The sequence below is a fragment of the Plantactinospora sp. B24E8 genome (genome assembly GCF_039871735.1).
Taxonomy (GTDB): domain Bacteria; phylum Actinomycetota; class Actinomycetes; order Mycobacteriales; family Micromonosporaceae; genus Plantactinospora.
The window spans coordinates 43,370-62,806 of sequence record NZ_JBDPMH010000029.1 but is presented as its reverse complement, the minus strand read 5'-3'; the positions used below and the strand labels follow the sequence as shown (position 1 = coordinate 62,806).

Genomic DNA, 19,437 nt, shown 5'->3' with positions numbered 1-19,437 from the left:
CAAAGGAGGTCTGCCATGACCAGGATCATCACCCGCGTCGGCGACGCGGTCCTCGGCAAGGTGCTCGGCCGTACGGAGGCCGGCGCCTGTGTGCCGGAGAACGGTCAGGCGTGTGCGTGCGTCGCGTCCAACGGCTACTGCTCGGGCGGCGTCTATTTCCGCTACTACCGGCAGGGCTACTTCAACTGCAACGGCGCGTGCGTGACCAGCACGTCGCGGTCGGTCTGCTATGTCAAGAAGGCCGGCGTCTGCTGACCTGACGCCCCGTCGGGGGGGCGGCGCGGGGGGGCGCGCCCCCACCCCCGACTCGCCGAGGAGTTCCCATGCCGGCTCTCGCCAACGCCGCCCTCATCGTCATCGGCGCGGTCGCCGCGCTCAACCTCGTCCTGACCCTGGCCCTGGCCCGACGGCTGCGCGAGGTGCGGGCCGGACACGTCCACGACGGCGAGCCCGTCCCCGAGGTGCTGCCCGCCCCGGGTCTGGACGTCAGCGGCTTCCCGTACGCCGACCTGGCCGCCGGGCGGCGCACCGTGGTGATGCTGACCCCGACCTGCCCGCCGTGCCAGACCATCCTGGACACTCTCACCGCCGACGCCGGACGCTACCGGCACGACGCCCTCGTCGTCATGATCGGCACCCCTGCGGAGACCGCGTCGATGGTCCCGCGCTTGGAGGGCTTCGACACGATGACCCTCTCCGAGGAGCTCGCCGAGCGGGAGTTGCGGGTCAAGGGCTTCCCGGCGGTGCTGTCCGTCGCCGACGGTGTGGTCGTCGACGCCAGCCACCAACTCCCGGTCCTGGCCTGAGACGTGGCGACGCTGCGAGCCGCCGTACGGCTGGGCTGCGCCGACCCGAGGGCACTCACCGCCATGGTCGTCCTCGTCCTGGTCGGCGCAGCCCCGCCGATCGGCGTCGCCTGGTTCACCAAGCTGCTCTTCGACGAGGTCGCCAGGGGCCGCGCGGCCAGCGCGTCGACCGCGACCTGGTACGCGGTGGCGATCGCCGTCCTGGTGGCCCTGGCGGCGATCGCCAACCGGCTCTCCGGCTACTTCACCACCGCGTTGCAGCACGCGATCACGATCGCCGCCGACGTGCGGCTGTACCGGAAACTGAACAGCTTTCTCGGCCTGGCCCCGTTCGAGCGGCCCGCGCTGCGTGACCGGCTGGCCCTGGCCCAGCAGGCCGCCGACCAGGCGCCGTACGCGGTGGTCATGTTCACCGTCTCGGTGGCCCAGAACGTCGTCACCATCGGCGGCTTCGCGTTGATCCTGGCGTCCCTCTGGCCGCCGGCCGGACTGTTGCTGCTCGCCGTGGCGGTGCCCGAGTTCCTCATCCAGCTGCGGCTGTCCCGACGTACCGCCCGGGCGGTGGAGGACAGTGCCGGCCTGTTCCGGGCCCGGTTCCTGTTCCAGACCGTGCTGACCGACCTGCGCGCCGCCCGCGAGGTGCGCCTCTACCACCTCGGCCGGTTCTTCCACGACCGGCTCACCGGCGCCCTGCGGGCGGCCAACCGGCTCGAACTGACCGCCGCGCGGCACGTCACGACGGTGCAGGCCGGCTGGGCGCTGATCGGCGCCGCGGTGACCCTGGTCGCCACGGTGATCGCGGTGAACGCCGCGCTCCGCGGCCGGTTCACCATCGGCGACCTCACGCTGCTGCTGGCCGCGTTCGGCGCGACGCAGAGCGGTCTGGCGGGCATCGCCGGCCAGCTCGGCGAGGTCGGCGCGGCGATGCGCCTGTTCCGGCACTACGTCGCCGTTCTCGACACCCCGGTCGACCTGGCCGACGGCTCGCTACCGGCGCCGCCGCTGCGCACCGAAATCAGGTTCGAGGACGTGTGGTTCCGCTACGACGAGGACGGACCCTGGATTCTGCAGGGCGTCGACCTCACCATCTCCGCCGGTGAGGCCGTCGGGCTCGTCGGCCTCAACGGCGCCGGCAAGAGCACCCTCGTGAAGCTGCTCTGCCGCTTCTACGACCCGGTTCGCGGCCGGATCACCTGGGACGGGGTGGATCTGCGTGAGCTGCGGGTCGAGACGCTACGACAGCGCGTCGGCGCGGTTTTCCAGGACTTCATGTGCTACGACCTCACCGCGGCGGAGAACATCGGCGTCGGTCGGCTGCCGCACACCCCCGGGCAGGTCGAGGACGCGGCGATCCACGCCGAGATCCACGACCGGCTCCGGGCGCTCCCGCACGGGTACGCCACACTGCTCAGCCGTACCTTCGCCGACCAGGAGGGCGAGCCGGGGGTGACGCTCTCCGGCGGGCAGTGGCAGCGGGTCGCGCTCGCCCGCTCCCTGATGCGCGCCGACGCCGACCTGCTCGTCCTCGACGAACCGAGCTCCGGACTGGACGCCGACGCCGAGACCCGGGTGCACGCGTCGCTGGCCCGGATCCGTCACGGGCGTACCGGACTGTTGATCTCCCACCGGCTCAGCACCCTGCGCGACGCGCGACGCATCGTCGTCCTGGACGCCGGGCGGGTCACCGAGTCGGGCAGCCACGACGAGCTGATGGCGGCCGACGGCGAGTACGCCCGGCTGTTCCGCCTCCAGGCCGGCGGCTACCAGTTGGCGGCGACATGACCGGCTGGCTGCGTCGCCGTTGGCGCCTGGTGGTCGTCCGTGGTCAGAGCATGGCGCCGACCCTGCACGACGGCGACCGGCTCGTCGTCCGCGTCGGCCGGGCGCCGGCCGTCGGTGACCTGGTCGTCTTCCGGGCCCGCGACGTCGTGCCGGAGACGGACGTGCCGTGGATGGTGAAACGCGTGCACCGGGTCGAGCCCGACGGCGCCGTGACGGTACGCGGGGACAACGTGCACAGCCAGGACTCGCGGCACTTCGGCGCGGTGCCGCCCGAGGCGGTCCTGGGCGTGGCCAGAGGGAGGCGATGACGGATGTACGTCGAGATCGGGTGCCGGGTGCTGCTCGGCGTGGTCCTGTTGGCGGCGGCGGTCGGCAAGGTCTCCGGCCGGGCCGCGTACCGCGAGTTCACCCGTTCGGTACGCGACCTGGGCTTCCGGCCGGCCGGCCCGCTCGCCGCGGCGGTGGTGTCCGCGGAGTTCACCGCCGTCGTCCTGTTGGCGGTGCTGCCGCTGGCCGGCTTCCTCTGCGCTGCCGGGCTGCTGCTCGCCTTCACCCTCGCCATCGTCAGGAACCTGCGGCGGGATGGTGCCACCTGCCGGTGTTTCGGCCGTACGGCGGAGCCGCTGGGCTGGCACCACGTGTGGCGCAACGCCTTCCTCGTCGGCTGCGCCGTGGCCGGTGTGCTCGCCCCGGTCGGTCCGGTGCGTCCGGCCGGAGCGGTCCTGGCCGTCGCCGCCGCGCTGGTCGCCGCCGCGCTCGTCGTCATGCTGGACGAGGTGCGCGACCTGTTCCGCCCATCCCGCCGAGCCTGACCCGTCCACCGCGCCGGGGGCGTCGGCGCCGAACGATCCGCGTTAGCGCGAGCATCGAATAACGTCTATTCTTAACGCCACTCGGCCCTCCGCCCGTCGACGCTGTTGCCGTCCGAGCCAGTGGAGTGAATCGTGAGAAGGTCCCGGATCCTGGTGGTGGCCGCGTCGACCGCGCTGGCCAGCGTGGCGGGCGTGCTGACCGCCCCGCCCCTGTCGGCCGCGACGCCGGACATCACGGTCAACCCCGCCACGTCGTACCAGACCATCGACGGGTTCGGGGCCGCGACCCCGATCTTCGGTGGTTCCGGCAACCCGTGGACGGACAGCGAGACCCGGACCCTCGTCGGTACGGGCGAGGGAGAGTTGGGTCTGTCGATCATCCGGACCGTGGTGTCGCCGGTGTCGAGCGAATGGGGCCTGTACGCGAACAGCCTGCGGACGGCGAAGGCCCACGGCTCCGATGTCAGGATCCTCGCGTCGCCCTGGACGGCTCCCGCGCACTTCAAGACGAACAACAGCAGGGTGGGTGGCGGCAAGCTCAGGACCGACTACTACGACGACTATGCCGAGCACCTGAACAGTTACGTGCAGTACATGAAGAACCAGGGCGTCACGATCGACGTGACCTCGGTGCAGAACGAGCCGGACTGGCACCCGGACTACGATTCGATGGACTGGACCGGCACCGAGATGCGCAACTGGGTCCGCGACCAGGGTGCCAAGGTCAGGGACACCAGACTCATGGTCGGCGAGTCGCTGAGGTTCAACCGCGCGTACTCCGACCCCACGCTGCAGGACGCCACCGCGCGCGCCACCATCGGCTACGTCGGCGGGCACCTGTACGACGCCGAGAACAGCGGAAACCTCTCCCCCTACCCACTCGCCGCCCAGTACGGCAAGAACCAGTGGATGACCGAGTGGAACCTGCACGCGGCCGACGGCAACGGGGCGAACATCTGGGGGAACCCGAGCAACGCGGCCGTCTGGAACGAGACCCTCGACGACATCATGCGGACGGTGCACAGGTCGATGGAGTCCGGCTGGAGCGCGTACGTCTGGTGGTACGGCCGCCGCTTCTACTCCTTCATCGGTGACGGCGACCCGCAGTACGGGACCACGAAGGGCGCGGTCCTCCGGCGTGGCCAGGCGTTCGCGCAGTACTCGAAGTACGTCCGCCCCGGCGACCGGCGGGTCGCCGTCTCGAAGAGCTCCCGGGCCGCCGCGCTGGAGGTCACCGCCTACCAGGGCAGGGGCAAGACCACACTGGTGATCCTCAACCGTTCGAGCAGCGCGGTCAGCAACGCCGTCGTCGAGGTCCCCGGAGGCGTCTCGACCGCCGGATACTCCGTGACCTCACAGACCCTGGGCGCGGCGGCACAGCCGGCGACCGTGAACGGCGGCCAGGTGACCGTCACCGTCCCCGCGCGGAGCATCTCCACGATCACCGTCGACGGGGGCCCCACCACCCCGCCGACCAGCAACCCGCCCACCACCCCGCCGACCAGTGCCCCGCCCACCACCGCCCCGCCGGGTCCCGGCGCCTGTCAGGTGACCACGTCGGTGAACGCCTGGAACACCGGTCTGGTCAGCAACATCACCGTCACCAACACCGGCACGGGCGCGATCGACGGCTGGTCGCTGAGCTTCACGCTCGGCTCCGGGCAGACCATCACCTCCGGCTGGAACGCCACGTACGCACCTGCCAGTGGTCAGGTGACCGCGACAAACGTGGGCCACAACGCCGCCATACCGCCGGGGCGCTCCACCACCATCGGCTTCCAGGCCAGCCACAGCGGCAACAACGCCGCACCCCGTGACTTCACCCTCAACGGCATCGGCTGCACCTGAGCCACCGGGAGTCGGCCGGCGCCCGGCAGGACTTTCGCGCTGGCCGGGTCGGCAGCCCGCCGGACCCGGCCGTTCGCCGGCCGCCGGGTGTCCGTACCGCGCCTTCCCCGGTTCAACCGGTCCGGTCGGGCTCGGCACGTCTCAGTCTCGACCGAGCAGAACTCCCGCAACTGTTGGCTCCTGGTGGCCGTGGCGACGCCGGCGACGGTGACCCGGCACACGTCGGTCATCGGGTCGGCCGTCCGGACGTCCCCGACCCGGGTCTGGACCGCCGAACACCCGGATGCCCCGGTCGGGCGGCTCCAGATGTAGGCCGTCTGGGTCACCCGGTTGTCACGCGGCCGGGCGGACGCGGCCGATCCGGCATCAGCTCCTTCACCGCCCGGTCGCCGGTGCGACCACGAACCGCGATCAGCGGTGCCACCGCCTGTGGCCGGCGCCCTCCGTACCCGCCGCGCGCCCGGTGGCACGGACCAGCCGGTCCCGGGCCCGGTCCGCGTCGGGATGGCCGAGATCGTCGAGGATGTGCAGGGCCCGCCGCCAGGTACGCACGGCGCCCGCCCGGTCTCCGGAGGAGGACCGGCTGTCACCGAGCCGGGTCAGGGTGTCGGCCTCGTCGAACCGGTCGCCGATCTGCGCGAACAGGCCCAGCGCCCGGTGGTAGCAGAAAGCCGCCCGACCGTGCTGGCCGAGCCGGTCGTGGATGAAGCCGAGACTGTCCCAGGTGTTCGCCTCGCCGTGCCGGTCGTCGGTCCGGCGCAGCAGCGCCAGCGCCTGCCGGCAGTGGTCGAGCGCCGGCCCGTACTGGCCGAGCTGGGCGTGTGCCCAGCCCACCCCGTTACGCGCGCTGGCCTCCCCGGCCAGGTGACCGGCGGTCCGGTACAGCTCGAGGGCCCGCGTCGCGTGGTGCAGCACCTCGGTGTGCCGGCCCAGTCGGTCCAGCAACGCGCCGAACGCCCGGTGGGTCCGCGCCTGCCCGGTGTGGTCACCGAGTTCGCCGAAGAGCGCGAGCGCCGCGTGGTAGTGGCCCTCCGCCTCGTCCGGACGTCCCAGCCGGACCAGCACCCGGGCGAGATCGCGGTGCGCGTTCGCCTGCCCGGTCCGGTCGTCCGTCCGCCGGGCCGCGGCCAGGGCGGTCCGCTGGGCGTCGCCCAGGTCCGGCCAGTGGCCCCGACGTTGGAGGAAATCCACCAGGGTCCGGGCCAGCCGCCAGGTGTGTCCCTCGAACCCGGAGCGCTCGGCGTGGGCGATCGCCGCGAGCAGCACCCGGTGCTCGGCGTCGAACCAGGCCAGCGCGTGACCGTGGTCGGCGATCTCCTCCGGTTCGACCCCGGGTGGCACGTCGGACAGGGCGATCGGGTCCCAGCCGGGCTGCAACAGCAGTGCGGCCGCGTTGGCCGTGTGCAGGTAGTGGTCCAGACCGCGCCGGATCGCCGCTCGTCGGGTCTCCGCCGCCTCGACGCTCTCGGCCAGCTCGGCCGCGTACCCGCGCAGCAGGTCGTGGGCCCCGAACCGGCCCGGTGCCGGTTCGCTGATCAGGTGGGCGTGCGCCAGCTCGGCGAGCAGCCGGCGTACCTGGTCGCGGGGCAGCCCGGCCAGGCTGGCCGCGGCGGGGATGCCGATCTCCGGCCCCGGATGACAGCCGAGGAGCCGAAACAGGCGTGCGGCCGGCGGGGTCAGACTCTGGTAGGACCAGGAGAAGACCGCCTGTACGTCGGTGCCGGCGTCACCGCCGTCGAAGGCGTCGAGCAGCCGGGGCGTCCTCCGCAGTTCGGCGGCGAGGGTGGCGAGCGGAAACGTGGGATGTGTCATGCCCCGGGCGGCGACCACGGCCAGCGCCAGCGGCAGCCGGGCGCACCGCTCGATCATCTCGTGTACGGCCTGTGGTTCGCCCGTCAACCGGTCCGCGCCGAGGCGCCGGGCCAGCAGCTGCCACGCCTCGTCGGGGCTGAGCAGGTCGACGGTGAGCGGTCGGGCGCCCTCGGTGGCGACCAGGCCGGCAAGGCGGTTGCGACTGGTCACCAGCACCAGACAACTCGGGCTGCCGGGCAGCAGCGGACGGACCTGTTCGACGTCACGGGCGTTGTCCAGCACGATCAGCATCCGACGGCCGGCGAGCAGGCTCCGGTAGAGCCCCACCTGGGCGGGCAGGTGGGTGGGGATGCGGTCGGGTGGTACGTCGAGGGCCTCCAGGAAGCCCCGTACCGCCTCGGAGGGGGTCACCGTCGAACCGGTGGGGTCGAATCCCCGCAGGTTGACGTAGAGCTGGCCGTCCGGGTACCGGTCGGTGGCCCGGTGCGCCCAGTACACGGCCAGGGTCGTCTTGCCGACCCCGGCGGTGCCCGACAGCACCACCGGGGTCGCGGCCGGCTCACCCGGGCCGTCCGCCCCGTCGGCGGTGGACGGGCCGCCGCAGGCGGCGTCGAGCTGGGCGAGCTGCGCGGCACGGCCGACAAAGCCGGTCAGCGCCGGCGGTAGCTGGTGCGGCACGGGAATCCAGGTCCGGACCGCATCGGCGCCCGGGGCGCGGTCCGGAGCCGGCGCGACGGCGGACCCGGCGTCCCCGGTGGCCTCGTCGGCGGGCTCCAGCTGACGGCGACGCTCCTCGACCCGGTCCCGCGCGGTGGCCAGCGCCCCCTGCTCGGCGCCGGTGGCCCCGAGCAGCCGGATCAGGACGTCGAACCGCTCGGTCGACGGCAGGATGTTCCCCGCGAAGTACTCCCCGATGACCCCGTGCGACCAGCCCGTCCTCGCCGCCAACTGCCGGTACGTCAGCGGCGTGTCGCCCCGCTGGCGGGCATGGCGGCGTCGTAGCTGACGCAGCAGCAGGGCCAGTTCCTTTGTCGTCCGCACCTCGGCGGCCCCGGGCACGACCGCGACCTCGGAACGGTTCGTCCCGGGTGCCGGATGGAACGTTCGTCGGGTGTCCGGACGGACGCGTTGGTCGGTCATGACCTCTCCTCGCTGCGCTCGTCGAGGCCATGACCTGGTCGCCTGTGCTGGATGATGACCTCGCTCCGCTCGGTCATACGGCCTCCGCCTGCTGGCCGCCCGGCACCTCCGGGCACTGACATCCGGAGGGTAGTCGGCATTCTCCCCTATCAATACGACGTCGCCGGATATCCGTCAGTCCGGAACTCTAAGAATCCATTGAGATCGATGACCCATGGTGTCGGTGGTACGGCTGTCGGGAGATCCAACCCACCGTACCGCCGGACGCGTCCGGGCCCCCGACGCGTCACCCACGTTCCGGGGAGGCGACCATGGCATCGACAGGACATCGCAGGACCTCCTTACCCCGGTCCGGCATCCTGGCCGCGGCGACCCTGCTGGCCCTCGTCACGACCGCCACGCCCGTGATGGCCGCCCCGGCCGAGGGGGTGGTTCACGCCGCCGGCGGTCCGACCGCCGTGGCCGGCTCCTACATCGTCGTCCTGCGGGACTCCGCCGTCACGGCCGACGCCGTGGACGGCACGGCACGGTCCCTCGCGTCGCGGCAGGGCGGCGGCGTCGGTCTGGTCTACCGGCACGCCCTACGCGGCTTCGAGGCCCGGCTCTCCGAACGCGGCGCCCGCCGGCTGGCGGCCAACCCGGCGGTGGCCTCGGTGACGCAGAACCACTTCGTGTCCACCGCGGACACCCAGAGCCCGGTGCCGTCCTGGGGCCTCGACCGGGTCGACCAGCGCACGCTGCCGGTCGACAACTCGTTCACTTACCCGGACGTCTCGCCGGCGGTCCGGGCGTACGTCATCGACACCGGGATCAACCTGACCCACACCGACTTCGCCGGTCGGGCGGTGTCCGGCTGGGACTTCGTCGACAACGACGCCGACGCCACCGACTGCGAGGGCCACGGTACCCACGTCGCCGGCACGCTGGGCGGCTCCTCCTTCGGAGTGGCCAAGAACGTGCAGCTGGTGGCGGTACGCGTGCTCGACTGTGCCGGACGCGGGCACATCGGGCAGGTGATCGCCGGTATCGACTGGGTGACCGCCGACCACGACCCCGGCGAGCTGGCGGTCGCGAACGTCAGCCTCGGCGGCCCGTCGTACCCGCCCGTCATCGAGGCCGTGACGCGGTCCATCGCCGACGGTGTCACGTACGCGGTGGCCGCGGGCAACGACAACGGCGCCGACGCGTGCCAGACCACCCCGGCCGCCGTCCCGGCCGCGATCACGGTGGCCGCCACCGGTCCCGACGACGCCCGCGCGCCGTTCTCGAACGTCGGTACCTGCGTGGACCTGTTCGCGCCGGGTGTCGGCATCACGTCGGCGTACGTCGGCGGCGACACGGCCACCCGCACGGCCTCCGGGACGTCGATGGCCACCCCGCACGTGGCCGGGGCGGCCGCGTTGATCCTGGCCGACCACCCGACCTACCCGCCCGCGCAGGTGACCGCGGAACTCCTGGCCGACGCCACGCCGGGCGTGGTGACCGACGCGGGCGCCGGCTCGCCGAACCGACTGCTCCACGTCGACCACGTCACCCCGGCCGACGACTTCGCACTGGCGGCCACCCCGGCGAGCGGCACGGTGACGGCCGGTGGCACCGTCTCCACCACGATCACCGGCACCGTCACGCGGGGGTCGACGCAGCCGGTCTCCCTGGTCGCCACCGGCCTGCCCGACGGCGTCACGGCGACGTTCCGGCCGGCGACCATCTCCTCGGACGGGACGACCACACTCACGATCAGCACGGGTCCGGAAACGATGGCCGGCGACTACACCGTCACGGTGATCGGAACGGGTACCGGCGCGACCCGTCCGACGCTGTTCCGGCTGCGCGTCGACGGCGTCCCCGGCTGTGTCGCCGCGAACGGCACCGACACGACACTGTCCGGGAACTGGGCCGCCGAGGTCCCGATCACGATCAGCGGCTGCGCCGGCGCCGCCGCCCGCAACAGCACGGTGGAGGTGCACATCGACCACAACGCCATCGAGGACCTCGACGTCCGGCTGATCGCGCCCGACGGCACCTGGTACTACCTGTTCTTCCGTACCGGCGGCACGACCGACGACGTCGACTACACGTTCACCTACGACCTGTCGTCCGAGACGGCGAACGGCACCTGGCTGCTGTGGGTCAACGACTCCGGACCGATGGGTTCCGGTTTCCTCGACTCGTGGAAGCTCAACCTGGCCGGTGCCGACCTGCCGGCACCGGCGTGCGGCGGCCTCGCCACCGCCGACGTGCGGATTCCGGACGAGGGCAGGGCCGATTCACCGATGAACGTGGCCGCCTGTGGCCGGGCACCGTCGGCCACCAGCTACGTCGAGGTCAAGGTCCGTCACCCGTGGGCCTGGGAGCTCCGCGTCTCCCTGCTCGCACCGGACGGACAGGAGTTCGTGCTCCAGAACTCCAACGGGATGGGGGTGTCGAACGTCTACCAGACCTTCATCCTGGACCTGTCGGCGAAGCGGACCCAGGGCGTCTGGCGGCTGCGGGTCCAGGACCAGTACGGAGGCAACGAGGGTGTGATCGAGGGCTGGAAGCTGACCCTCTGACGGCCGTCTGAAGCTCCGGGTCGGCAGCGTCCCGACCGGCCTCGCCGGTCGGGACGCTCGCGTAGGGACCGCCGTCGGCACGGCGAACAGTTCGGAACACGACCGAACGCCGTACGCCTTGCCGGCATCCGACCCCGACCCGAATCCTTGGGATCGACAGTCATCGGCAACGGGGAACAGGGGGAACACGGATGCGGGTATTCGCTCGTAGGCGGGGCGTGGTGCTGGCGGCGGCCGTACTCATGGGTGTCGCCGGTCTGCCCGTGGCGACGCCGGCGGCAGCGGCGCCACCGCCGCTGGAGTGGGAATGGAACGACGCGGTCCAGGTCGGCGGTTTCCCCGGCGCCCCGGACCTGTTGTGCTCACAGATCGACTACGGCACGGCGTGCTTCCTTCCCTACGGCGACCAGTTCTACGTCCAGGACGGGCTGGCCGACGGTGCGTCGGTGGTCGCCGAGTGGCGGGTGTACGTCGACGGCAGCGTCTACCGCCGGGGCCGTTGCCGAATCAGCCTCGGCGCCGGGAAGGTGGGCGTCTGCAACAAGGACCTGCCGGAAAACCGGGAGATGGAGATCCGGGTACGCCGCTACGACGGTGACACCGGGCTGTTCGTCAGCCCCGACGGCGTCTGGTGGCACGGGTCCACGAGCTGAACTGATCGAATCGGTCTTCTCGTCGCCCGCCCCCGCACCGCCCGAGGCCGGAACAGCCCCCCGTCGGCCGGTCGGGGTCAGTCACCCGGGAGGGCGGCGGCGTTCATCGTGGCGGGACGGCGGGGCGTCACCAGTAGGGTGGCCAGCCCGGCGAGCAGACCCCAGAACGCGGCGCCGACGCCGAGCACGGCGATCCCCGACGCGGTGACGACAAACGTCACCACGGCGGGCAGCAGCCCGGCCGGGTCGGAGACGGCGTTACCCAGTGCCGTGCCGAGTGCCGGCAGCAGCGCCAGGCCGGCGACGGCGATCACCAGCACCGGCGGGGAGAGCAGTACGAGCGCGGTGGCGAGGCCCGCCCCGAGCCCGAGCAGCACCTGGCCACCCGCCAGGGCCAGGGTGGCGAGCCAGCGCCGGCCCGGGTCGGGGTGTGCCTCGGGGCCCGCGGTCAGGGCGGCGGTGATGGCGGCGAGGTTGACCTGGTGGCCGCCGAACGGGGCCGCCGCCGCACTGACCAGCCCGGTCGTGACCAGTGCGGGCCGCAGTGGCGCCTCGTACCCGTAGCTGGACAGGACGGCGGCACCCGGGACGTTCTGGCCGGCCATGGTGACCAGGAACAACGGGAGCGCGATGCCCACCACGGCGCCGAGGTCGGCGGTCGGCACGGTCCAGGCCAGGGCGGGTCGCAGCGTGGCATCGGCCAGCGCGCTGTCCGGCCCGGTCAGGGCGATCGCCGCCACGGCCGCGACCAGCGCGCCCGGCACCGCCCAGCCGCGGGCGAAGCGCAGCAGCACCGCCCACGTCACGACCACCGGCAGGGCCAGCGCCGGGACGTCCACCAGGGCCCGGACCGGAGCCGTGCACAGCGGCACGAGGATGCCCGCGAGCATCGCGCCGGCCACCGGTCGCGGGATGGCGGCGATCGCCCGGGCCAGCCACGGCACCAGGCCCGCGACCACGGTCAGCGCCGCGCAGACGAGGAAGGCGCCGACGGCCGAGGAGAAGCCGCCCGCCACCGGTCCGGCCCCGACCAGCAGGGCCGCGCCCGGCGTGGACCACGCGATGGCGATGGGCATCCGGTGGCGCACGGCCAACACCGCACCCGCGACTCCGATGCCGAGGCAGGTGGCGAGCAGGCCCGAGGCGGCCTGGGCCGGGCTGGCGCCCACGGCCTGCAACCCGGCGAGCACCAGCGTGAACGAACTCGCGTAACCCACGATCGCGCTCAGCAGGCCGGCGACGACCGGTCGTGCCCAACCCATCAGCACTCCTCCCAGCGTTCCGTAAACGGAACGGACGCCGGGTGGCACGATACGCAGATGACCGCGCACCAGACAAGCCCTCACCACCACGGGTCGGCAGTCGGTCGGCGGCTGCGCGAGTTGCGTGAGGCGCGTGGCCTCACCCTCTCCGAACTGGCCCGGATGGCCGGCGTGGGAAAGGCGACCCTCTCGGGGCTGGAGAACGGCAGCCGCGATCCCCGGCTCGAAACCCTCTACGCGATCGCCGCCGCGCTCGGCGTGCCGATGAGCGCGCTGACGTTGGACCGCGGCGCCCCGGTCTCCACCGCCGCACCGGTACGGGGCGAGGCGGTGGTGTCGACGTTGCTGGAGGTCTTCGAGGAGCCGGCCGCCACCTACGAGTTGTTCGCCCTGCGCATCGTCGACGGCGTCGAGCAGGTCTCGCCCGCCCACCCGGCCGGCGTGACCGAGCACCTCACCGTCTTCAGCGGCCACGCCCGGGTCGGGCCGGTCGACGCGCCCGTCCCGGTGGGCCCGGGTGAGCACGTCTCCTGGGCCGCCGACACCCCCCACCTCTACGCCGCGGCCGGGCCGGACGAGGTCCGGGCGACCCTGCTGATCCGTACCCCCCGCCGCTGAGCCGGCTGCGGGCTCGCTATCCGCACCTGGCGGACCGTCGAGAGCTCGCCGGTCGGGCGAATGTCACCAGGAGTTCATCGACTGGACGACCTGCCGGGGACAGGCCCCGGTCGGGCGGCTTGAACTGCGGATCTGCTGTCCCCGGCCGGACGTCGGCAGCCAGAACGGCCATCGGCCCGTGGTTACCATCGGGGCACGGCTGTGCCGCACCTGGGCGCGCTACGGGCGAAGGAGAACCACGGTTGAATCCGCCGTCCTTCAGCGGCCTCGGCCGCTTCCTGGACACCAACCGGCAGACGCTGCTGGCCGTACTCACGGTACTGGAGCTGCTGATCCTGCTGGTGGTGCTGCTGCGGTGGTTCGACCGCCGGTATGGCCTGTGGGGCACCGGACGGCGTGTCCGGCGAGCCATCGTCGGCGCGGCCAGGGATCTGGTGGCGCCGGTCGTCGGTTTCCTGCGCCGTCGGCGAGGGATGCGGGTGGTCGGCCGACACCTCGCCGGATCGGGGCCGGTGCCGGCGGCCCGGGCCGGGATCGTGTCGGCCCGATCGGCGCTGGCCGAACGGGACGACTTCTGGCCGTACCTGGTGCTGTTGGGCCCGGGCGAGATCAGCGTACGACTCGCCGGTCCGGGGGCGGAGGCGGACGTGCCACCACCGGCAGCGGAATCGCCCTGGCAGGCCACCACACCGCGCAGTTGGCGGGCCCACGTGCCGCTGCCCCCGGCCCACGGACCGGTGACCGGCGACCTGTTGCCGCTCGCCGTGGGCGTCCGGGCCAGCACGCTGGTTCTGCTGGATTTCGCCCGCTGCCCCGGCATCGTGTCGGTGCACGGTGCCCCGACGCCGGCGGAGCGGCTGGTGTCCGCGTTGGTCGTCCAGCTGGCCGCCCTGCTCGACGGGCACGGCGTGCAGCGTCTGATCGTCGCGACGGAACCCGGCGACGGTCTCGAGGCGACCGACGCCGACCGGATGCCGCTGGCCGAGGCGCTGACGACTCTCGCACGGCGTGCGGAAGAGCCGGCCGGCCGTACCGTCCTGGTCTGCCGGCGGCCTGATCCGCAGACGGCGGCGCAACTCGCCACGCTGGTCGCCGACGATCCCGGGCTGCTGGTGCTGGTCGACGGCTACCTGCCGGGCTCACGCTGGCGACTGCGGGTCGACCTGGCGGGTCGGGTGATCGCGCCGGAACTGCGACTCGACGCGGATTCCGCGCCGCTGACCCGCCGCCTGCGACCCGCCCACCGGTCCGCGCCCGTCGTCACACCGGCACCGGCCTGGGCCGAGGAGGCCCCCTCCGGGTCCACAGCCCTCGGCGCCGCCTCCTCCGTTCCGGCGGAACCGGCGGTGCCCGGTCGTGCCCGGCCGACCCGTGTGCCGTCACCCGCCACGCTGCCGGCCGTCCCGCCACGGCCCGTCCCGCCGGTCCCACCCGTCGCCAACGACGACCTGATCGAGCAGGCACACGACGAGCGGCGAGCGATGGTCCACTCCGGTGTCGAGCCTGCCGAACGAACCGGAGACCGCTGATGCGCCTGCTGCTGACCCTCGTCTCCGCCGGAGCCGAGCGGGACGTCGCGATGGACGTCGGGGTGGACACGCCGGTGGGTGCGCTCGCCGAGCAGGACGGCGCCCCTGGTGACTGGTATCTCGACGGGGCACGCCTGGATCCGACCTGGACGGTGAGCCGTGCCGGGCTGGTCTCCGGGGTCCGGCTCGGTGCCGGTACGTCGGTGCCGACCGGCGGCGTACGGGACCTGCCGGGCGACCGGCGGACCCACTGGCTGGAGGTGCACGGCGTCGGCGGTCCCGGCGCCGGACGGATCTGGCCGGTCGGCCTGGGCTGTCACGACATCGGCTCGGCAGCGGGGTCCGCGATCGACCCGGGCGGCACCAGGGTGCCCGCGCACGCCGCCCGGCTCACCGTCGACGAGCAGGGCCGCGCCTGGGTCGCCGCCGGTGAGGGGGCGGTACGCCTGGCGCTGCCGCAACTACCGCCGCAGACCGATCCGGTGGATCCACCCGGCTACCCGGATTATCCGGAGCAACCACGCGCGTCGGATCCTCCCGCCGGACAGCACGGCGGGCCGGAGCCCTGGGAGCAACAGCGGGACGGTTCCCGCCGCTGGCCGCCCGGGGTGGATCTGGCGGTAGGTGGGAGCCTGCTGCGGCTGGTGTCGCGCCCGGCACCGGACGCCGCGGTGACCCCGGCCGTGGATGTGCCGATGCTGGACTTCAACCGGCCGCCGCGGATCGTGCCGCCGCTGCTCTTCGCCCGGCGACGGCTGCCGACCCCACCGACCCGGCCGACCCGCCGCCCGATCCCGCTGTTGATGATCCTCGCGCCGATGGTGCTGGGCCTGGCGTTCGTCTTCCTCTTCAAGTCGTACTTCTTTCTGCTGATCATGGTGCTCAGTCCGGTGCTGGCCTTGGCGAACTGGTTCACCGACCGGCGCAGCGGCCGCAAGCGGTACCGCAAGGATCTCGCCGAGTACCGCCGCAAACACACCCGGATGATGCGGGAGCTGACCGCGGCGGTAGCCGAGGAACGGCTGGCTCGGTGCGAGGCGTCCCCCGATCCGGCGACCGTGCTGCACACCGCGGTCGGTCCGGGTCGACGGCTCTGGGAACGGCGCCGCCGCGATCCCGACCACCTCGTGTTGCGGGTCGGCACCATGGACCAGCCGTCACTGATCGAGGTGGAGGATCCGGCCCGCAGCGAGGTGGACCGCCAGCTGCGGTGGATCGTGCCGGACGTGCCGGTCACCGTGGACCTGGTCGACCGTCTGGTGGTCGGTCTGGCCGGCGCGGCGGAGACCAGGTACGCGACGGCACGCTGGCTCGTCCTCCAGGCCGCCGCCCTGCACAGCCCCCGCGACCTGCGCATCCACGTGTTGACCGAGCCGAACGGGAAGGATCGGTGGAGCTGGGTCCGGTGGCTGCCGCACACCCGGCCGCCCGAGGACGGCGTCCCGCCCGGACGGCCCTACACGCTGGTCGGCAACGACCCGGAGACCGTGGCGAACCGGGTCGGCGAGCTGGTGTCACTGGTCACCGCGCGGACCAGGGCCCGCGGCTCGCAGCTCGGTCAGGTCCTGTTCAGCGAACCCGACGTGGTGCTGGTCGTCGACGGGGCGCGCCGGCTGCGCGACGTGCCCGGCATGGTGCAGGTGCTCACCGAGGGACCGGCGGTGCGGGTCTTCGCGATCTGCATCGACGCCGAGGAACGGTTGCTGCCGGAGGAGTGCACCGCGGTGCTGCGCGCCGACGCGGACGGGCTGACCGTACGGCAGACCGGCATACCCGAGGCCACCGGAGTACGCCCCGACACCGTCACCCCACGGTGGTGTGACGGGGTGGCCCGGGCGATGGCACCACTGCGGGACGTCACCCCGGACGAGACGGCCGGGCTGCCCGACCGCAGCCGGCTGCTGGAACTGCTGGACACCGTCCCACCGGACGGCACCGAACTGGCCGAGCGCTGGTCCCGACAACCCGCGTCCACGAGCTTTGTCATCGGCAGTGGCTTCGACGGGACGGTCGCGCTCGACCTGGTCCGCGACGGGCCGCACGCCTTGATCGCGGGCACCACCGGCGCCGGCAAGTCCGAGCTGCTGCAGAGCATGGTGGTGTCGCTGGCGGCGGTCAACCGCCCGGACGAGTTGACCTTCGTGCTGGTCGACTACAAGGGCGGCAGCGCGTTCCACAGTTGCGTACGGTTGCCGCACACCCTCGGCATGGTCACCGACCTGGACAGCGCGCTGGTGGTCCGGGCGTTGGAGTCGCTCGCCGCGGAGCTGCGCCGCCGCGAGGAGATCCTTGCCGAGGTCGCCGCCAAGGACCTCGTCCAGTACCGGACGATGCGGGGCCGCGACCCCTCGCTGCCGGCGGTGCCCCGACTGGTGCTGGTCATCGACGAGTTCGCCACGCTCGCCCGAGAGGTCCCGGACTTCATCCCCGGCCTGGTCAGCATCGCCCAGCGGGGCCGGTCGCTGGGCATCCATCTGATCCTGGCCACCCAGCGCCCGGCCGGCGTGGTGACCACCGACATCCGCGCCAACACCAACCTTCGCATCGCGCTGCGGGTCACCGATCCGATGGAAAGCTCCGACGTGATCGACGTGCCGGATGCCGCGATGATCCCGGTGGCCACCCCCGGACGCGCACTCGCCCGGCTCGCCCACCGGTCCACCCTGCCCTTCCAGACCGGGTACGTCGGTGCCGTGTTCCGGGGTGCCGACGCCGATGCGGCGCAACCCCGGCCGACCTCGCCGGTGCACGGTACCGAGTTGCCCTGGTCCCGGCTGGGCCGGGCGCTGCCGCCGCCGGTGGAACCGACACACGGGAGCGCCGCGCCGGACGAGTTGGCCGCCACCGACCTGGACGTACTGGTGGACGCCATCGACGCGGCCGCCCGGGAGGTGGGCTGCGCGCGACAGCCGAGTCCGTGGCTGCCGCCGCTGCCACCGGTCGTGCTGCTGGACGACCTGACCCCGCCGAAGCCCGGAGCCGGCCCCGGTCTGCCGCCGGTGCCGTACGCACTGGCTGACCTGCCGGATCAGCAGAGCCAGCCGGTGCTGACCTGTGACCTGTCCGCGCTCGGACATCTCTACGTGCTGGGCGCCTCCCGTACCGGCCGGTCACAGCTGCTGCGTACGCTGGCCGCGTCACTGGCCCGGTCGCTGTCCTGCGCCGACGTGCACCTGTACGCGGTCGATGCGGCCGGCGGGTCGATGGTGGTGTTGTCAGAGCTTCCGCACTGCGGCGCGGTGGTGCCCCGAGCCGACCTGGAGCGACTGGAGCGGCTGGTTGGCCGGCTGCAGGGCGAGCTGGCCCGGCGGCACGAACTGCTGGCCCGGCACTCCTGCGCCGGGCTCGACGAGTTACGGGCGGCGCTGCCGCCGGCGGAGCGTCCGGCGCACCTGATGCTGCTGGTGGACGGCTGGGATTCGCTGGCTGCCGTCCTGGCCGACCACGACGGCGGCCGGCTGCTGGACCAGTTCCTCGGCCTGCTGCGGGAGGGGCCGGCCGCCGGGCTGCACCTGGTGATGTCCTCCGAGCGGTCGCTGTTGACCGGACGGGTGGCGAACCTCAACGATCACCGGATCATGCTGCGGATGACCGACCGCACCGACTACTCGGCGATCGGCGTCAACCACCGCCGGATACCGGAGGTGGTGCCGCCCGGACGTGGCTGGCGTTCGGCGGACCAGGCGGAGATCCAGATCGCTCTGCTGGATCCGGACCCGTCCGGTGCGGCGCAGGTCGAGGCGATCCGCCGGATCGCCGCCCGGGCCACGGCCCGGGACACCGGGGTGCCGACGCAGCGCCGACCGTTCCCGGTCGCCGGACTCCCCGCGTCGGTCACCTTCGCCGAGGCGTTCGCGCAGGTCCCGGAGGAGCAGCGGCGGCCACTACGGGCGCTGCTCGGGATCGGTGGTGACGCCGCCGCACCGGTTTACGTGGACTTCGCCGGTCAGCAGGCGACCTTCCTGGTCGCCGGTCCGCCCGGTTCGGGCCGCAGCAACACCCTGGCCACGCTGGCGGTGTCGCTGCTGGCGGGGGGCAGTGCCCTGGTGATCCTGACCCCCCGCGAGTCGGTGTTGCGCCGGCTGGCGGTACACGGCCGGGTACGCGCGATCGAGGGAGCGGCCCCGGACCCGACGCACCTGACCGCCGCGGTCGAGGAACTGGGGGGCCCGTTGGTGGTGCTGGTCGACGACGTCGACCTGTTCGGCTTCGCCAACCCGGTGGAGGCGGTGCTGCGCCAGGTGGTGGCCACCGGCCGGGATCGTGCTCTCGGTCTGGCGTACGCGGGGACGGCCGAGACCCTGACCCAGTCGTTGGGCGGGTGGATCGCCGAGGCCCGGCGCTCCCGGCAGGGTGTGCTGCTCGCACCACAGTCGGCGATCGAGGGTGACCTGGTCGGTGCCCGGGTGCCGCCCGGCCTGCTGCGCGCCGGCAGCCGCCCCGGACGCGGCTATCTGCCGGACCCGGCAACCGCCGCACTGACCACGGTCACCATCCCGCACACCGCCCTCCGCTGACGCCCCACCTTTCCGGTCCGTCGATCATGAGGTAGCCGCCGTTCGGAGATCGACATCCGCCGCCCACCTCCTGATCGATGCCGGAAGGAAGCTCGACTCACCGGCA

At 72.9% G+C, this 19,437-nt stretch carries 13 protein-coding genes; 11 read left to right on the top strand and 2 right to left on the bottom strand.

Translation table 11 applies throughout. The features are described from left to right. Positions 1-15: 15 nt before the first annotated feature. The 6 genes from ABGB21_RS28725 (at position 16) to ABGB21_RS28700 (ending at position 5,248) form a co-directional block, all read left to right on the top strand. Positions 16-255 carry a hypothetical protein gene (locus ABGB21_RS28725; RefSeq protein ID WP_347655697.1) on the top strand — a complete coding sequence of 80 codons (240 nt, stop codon included), beginning with the start codon at positions 16-18 and terminating at the stop codon, positions 253-255. A gap of 68 nt (positions 256-323) precedes the next feature. After that, the gene (locus tag ABGB21_RS28720) at positions 324-806 is read left to right on the top strand and encodes a hypothetical protein (protein WP_347655696.1); all 483 of its coding nucleotides are present in this window, start codon (positions 324-326) and stop codon (positions 804-806) included. A 3-nt stretch (positions 807-809) separates the two neighbouring features. Then, on the top strand, positions 810-2,588 hold the full coding sequence (locus ABGB21_RS28715) for an ABC transporter ATP-binding protein (protein WP_347655695.1): 1,779 nt from the start codon (positions 810-812) through the stop codon (positions 2,586-2,588). Further along, the gene (locus ABGB21_RS28710) at positions 2,585-2,896 is read left to right on the top strand and encodes a S24/S26 family peptidase (protein ID WP_347655694.1); all 312 of its coding nucleotides are present in this window, start codon (positions 2,585-2,587) and stop codon (positions 2,894-2,896) included. The genes ABGB21_RS28715 and ABGB21_RS28710 overlap by 4 nt, the downstream gene beginning before the upstream one ends. Before the next feature lie 3 nt (positions 2,897-2,899). Continuing rightward, a complete protein-coding gene (locus ABGB21_RS28705; protein ID WP_347655693.1) occupies positions 2,900-3,400 on the top strand; it encodes a MauE/DoxX family redox-associated membrane protein in 501 nt (166 codons plus the stop codon). 132 nt (positions 3,401-3,532) lie between these two features. Continuing rightward, a complete protein-coding gene (locus ABGB21_RS28700; protein ID WP_347680420.1) occupies positions 3,533-5,248 on the top strand; it encodes a cellulose binding domain-containing protein in 1,716 nt (571 codons plus the stop codon). Positions 5,249-5,659: 411 nt separating this feature from the next. Here the strand turns inward: ABGB21_RS28700 and ABGB21_RS28695 are convergent, their stop codons facing one another. Then, positions 5,660-8,200 (bottom strand): tetratricopeptide repeat protein, encoded by a 2,541-nt coding sequence (locus ABGB21_RS28695; RefSeq protein ID WP_347655691.1) that lies wholly within the window; start codon positions 8,198-8,200, stop codon positions 5,660-5,662. A 311-nt stretch (positions 8,201-8,511) separates the two neighbouring features. Here ABGB21_RS28695 and ABGB21_RS28690 point away from each other — a divergent pair, with 311 nt between their 5' ends. Both ABGB21_RS28690 and ABGB21_RS28685 read left to right on the top strand, forming a co-directional pair. Further along, positions 8,512-10,752: a S8 family serine peptidase gene (locus ABGB21_RS28690; RefSeq protein WP_347680418.1), complete on the top strand. Its 2,241-nt coding sequence runs from the start codon at positions 8,512-8,514 to the stop codon at positions 10,750-10,752. A gap of 191 nt (positions 10,753-10,943) precedes the next feature. Next, entirely contained in the window at positions 10,944-11,405 is a 462-nt protein-coding gene (locus tag ABGB21_RS28685; RefSeq protein WP_347680416.1) for a hypothetical protein, read from the top strand. Positions 11,406-11,482: 77 nt separating this feature from the next. Here ABGB21_RS28685 and ABGB21_RS28680 read toward each other — a convergent pair whose 3' ends face one another. Next, positions 11,483-12,667: a benzoate/H(+) symporter BenE family transporter gene (locus ABGB21_RS28680; protein WP_347655690.1), complete on the bottom strand. Its 1,185-nt coding sequence runs from the start codon at positions 12,665-12,667 to the stop codon at positions 11,483-11,485. A 57-nt stretch (positions 12,668-12,724) separates the two neighbouring features. On the opposite strand from ABGB21_RS28680, the gene ABGB21_RS28675 reads away from it, so the two are divergent. The 3 genes from ABGB21_RS28675 (at position 12,725) to ABGB21_RS28665 (ending at position 19,331) form a co-directional block, all read left to right on the top strand. Then, a complete protein-coding gene (locus tag ABGB21_RS28675) occupies positions 12,725-13,285 on the top strand; it encodes a helix-turn-helix domain-containing protein (protein ID WP_347655689.1) in 561 nt (186 codons plus the stop codon). Positions 13,286-13,527: 242 nt separating this feature from the next. Continuing rightward, positions 13,528-14,814, top strand: coding sequence for a hypothetical protein (locus ABGB21_RS28670; protein ID WP_347655688.1), 1,287 nt, complete (start codon positions 13,528-13,530; stop codon positions 14,812-14,814). Next, positions 14,814-19,331, top strand: a complete 4,518-nt coding sequence (locus ABGB21_RS28665; RefSeq protein ID WP_347655687.1) for an FtsK/SpoIIIE domain-containing protein — start codon at positions 14,814-14,816, stop codon at positions 19,329-19,331. The genes ABGB21_RS28670 and ABGB21_RS28665 overlap by 1 nt, the downstream gene beginning before the upstream one ends. The last annotated feature ends 106 nt before the right edge of the window (positions 19,332-19,437 follow it).

Bases quoted from the DNA above. Each gene is read 5' to 3' on its own strand.
- ABGB21_RS28725 (WP_347655697.1), top strand. From the start codon at position 16: ATGACCAGGATCATCACCCGCGTCGGCGACGCGGTCCTCGGCAAGGTG.
- ABGB21_RS28720 (WP_347655696.1), top strand. From the start codon at position 324: ATGCCGGCTCTCGCCAACGCCGCCCTCATCGTCATCGGCGCGGTCGCC.
- ABGB21_RS28710 (WP_347655694.1), top strand. From the start codon at position 2,585: ATGACCGGCTGGCTGCGTCGCCGTTGGCGCCTGGTGGTCGTCCGTGGT.
- ABGB21_RS28705 (WP_347655693.1), top strand. From the start codon at position 2,900: ATGTACGTCGAGATCGGGTGCCGGGTGCTGCTCGGCGTGGTCCTGTTG.
- ABGB21_RS28695 (WP_347655691.1), bottom strand. From the start codon at position 8,200: ATGACCGACCAACGCGTCCGTCCGGACACCCGACGAACGTTCCATCCG.
- ABGB21_RS28690 (WP_347680418.1), top strand. From the start codon at position 8,512: ATGGCATCGACAGGACATCGCAGGACCTCCTTACCCCGGTCCGGCATC.
- ABGB21_RS28685 (WP_347680416.1), top strand. From the start codon at position 10,944: ATGCGGGTATTCGCTCGTAGGCGGGGCGTGGTGCTGGCGGCGGCCGTA.
- ABGB21_RS28680 (WP_347655690.1), bottom strand. From the start codon at position 12,667: ATGGGTTGGGCACGACCGGTCGTCGCCGGCCTGCTGAGCGCGATCGTG.
- ABGB21_RS28675 (WP_347655689.1), top strand. From the start codon at position 12,725: ATGACCGCGCACCAGACAAGCCCTCACCACCACGGGTCGGCAGTCGGT.
- ABGB21_RS28665 (WP_347655687.1), top strand. From the start codon at position 14,814: ATGCGCCTGCTGCTGACCCTCGTCTCCGCCGGAGCCGAGCGGGACGTC.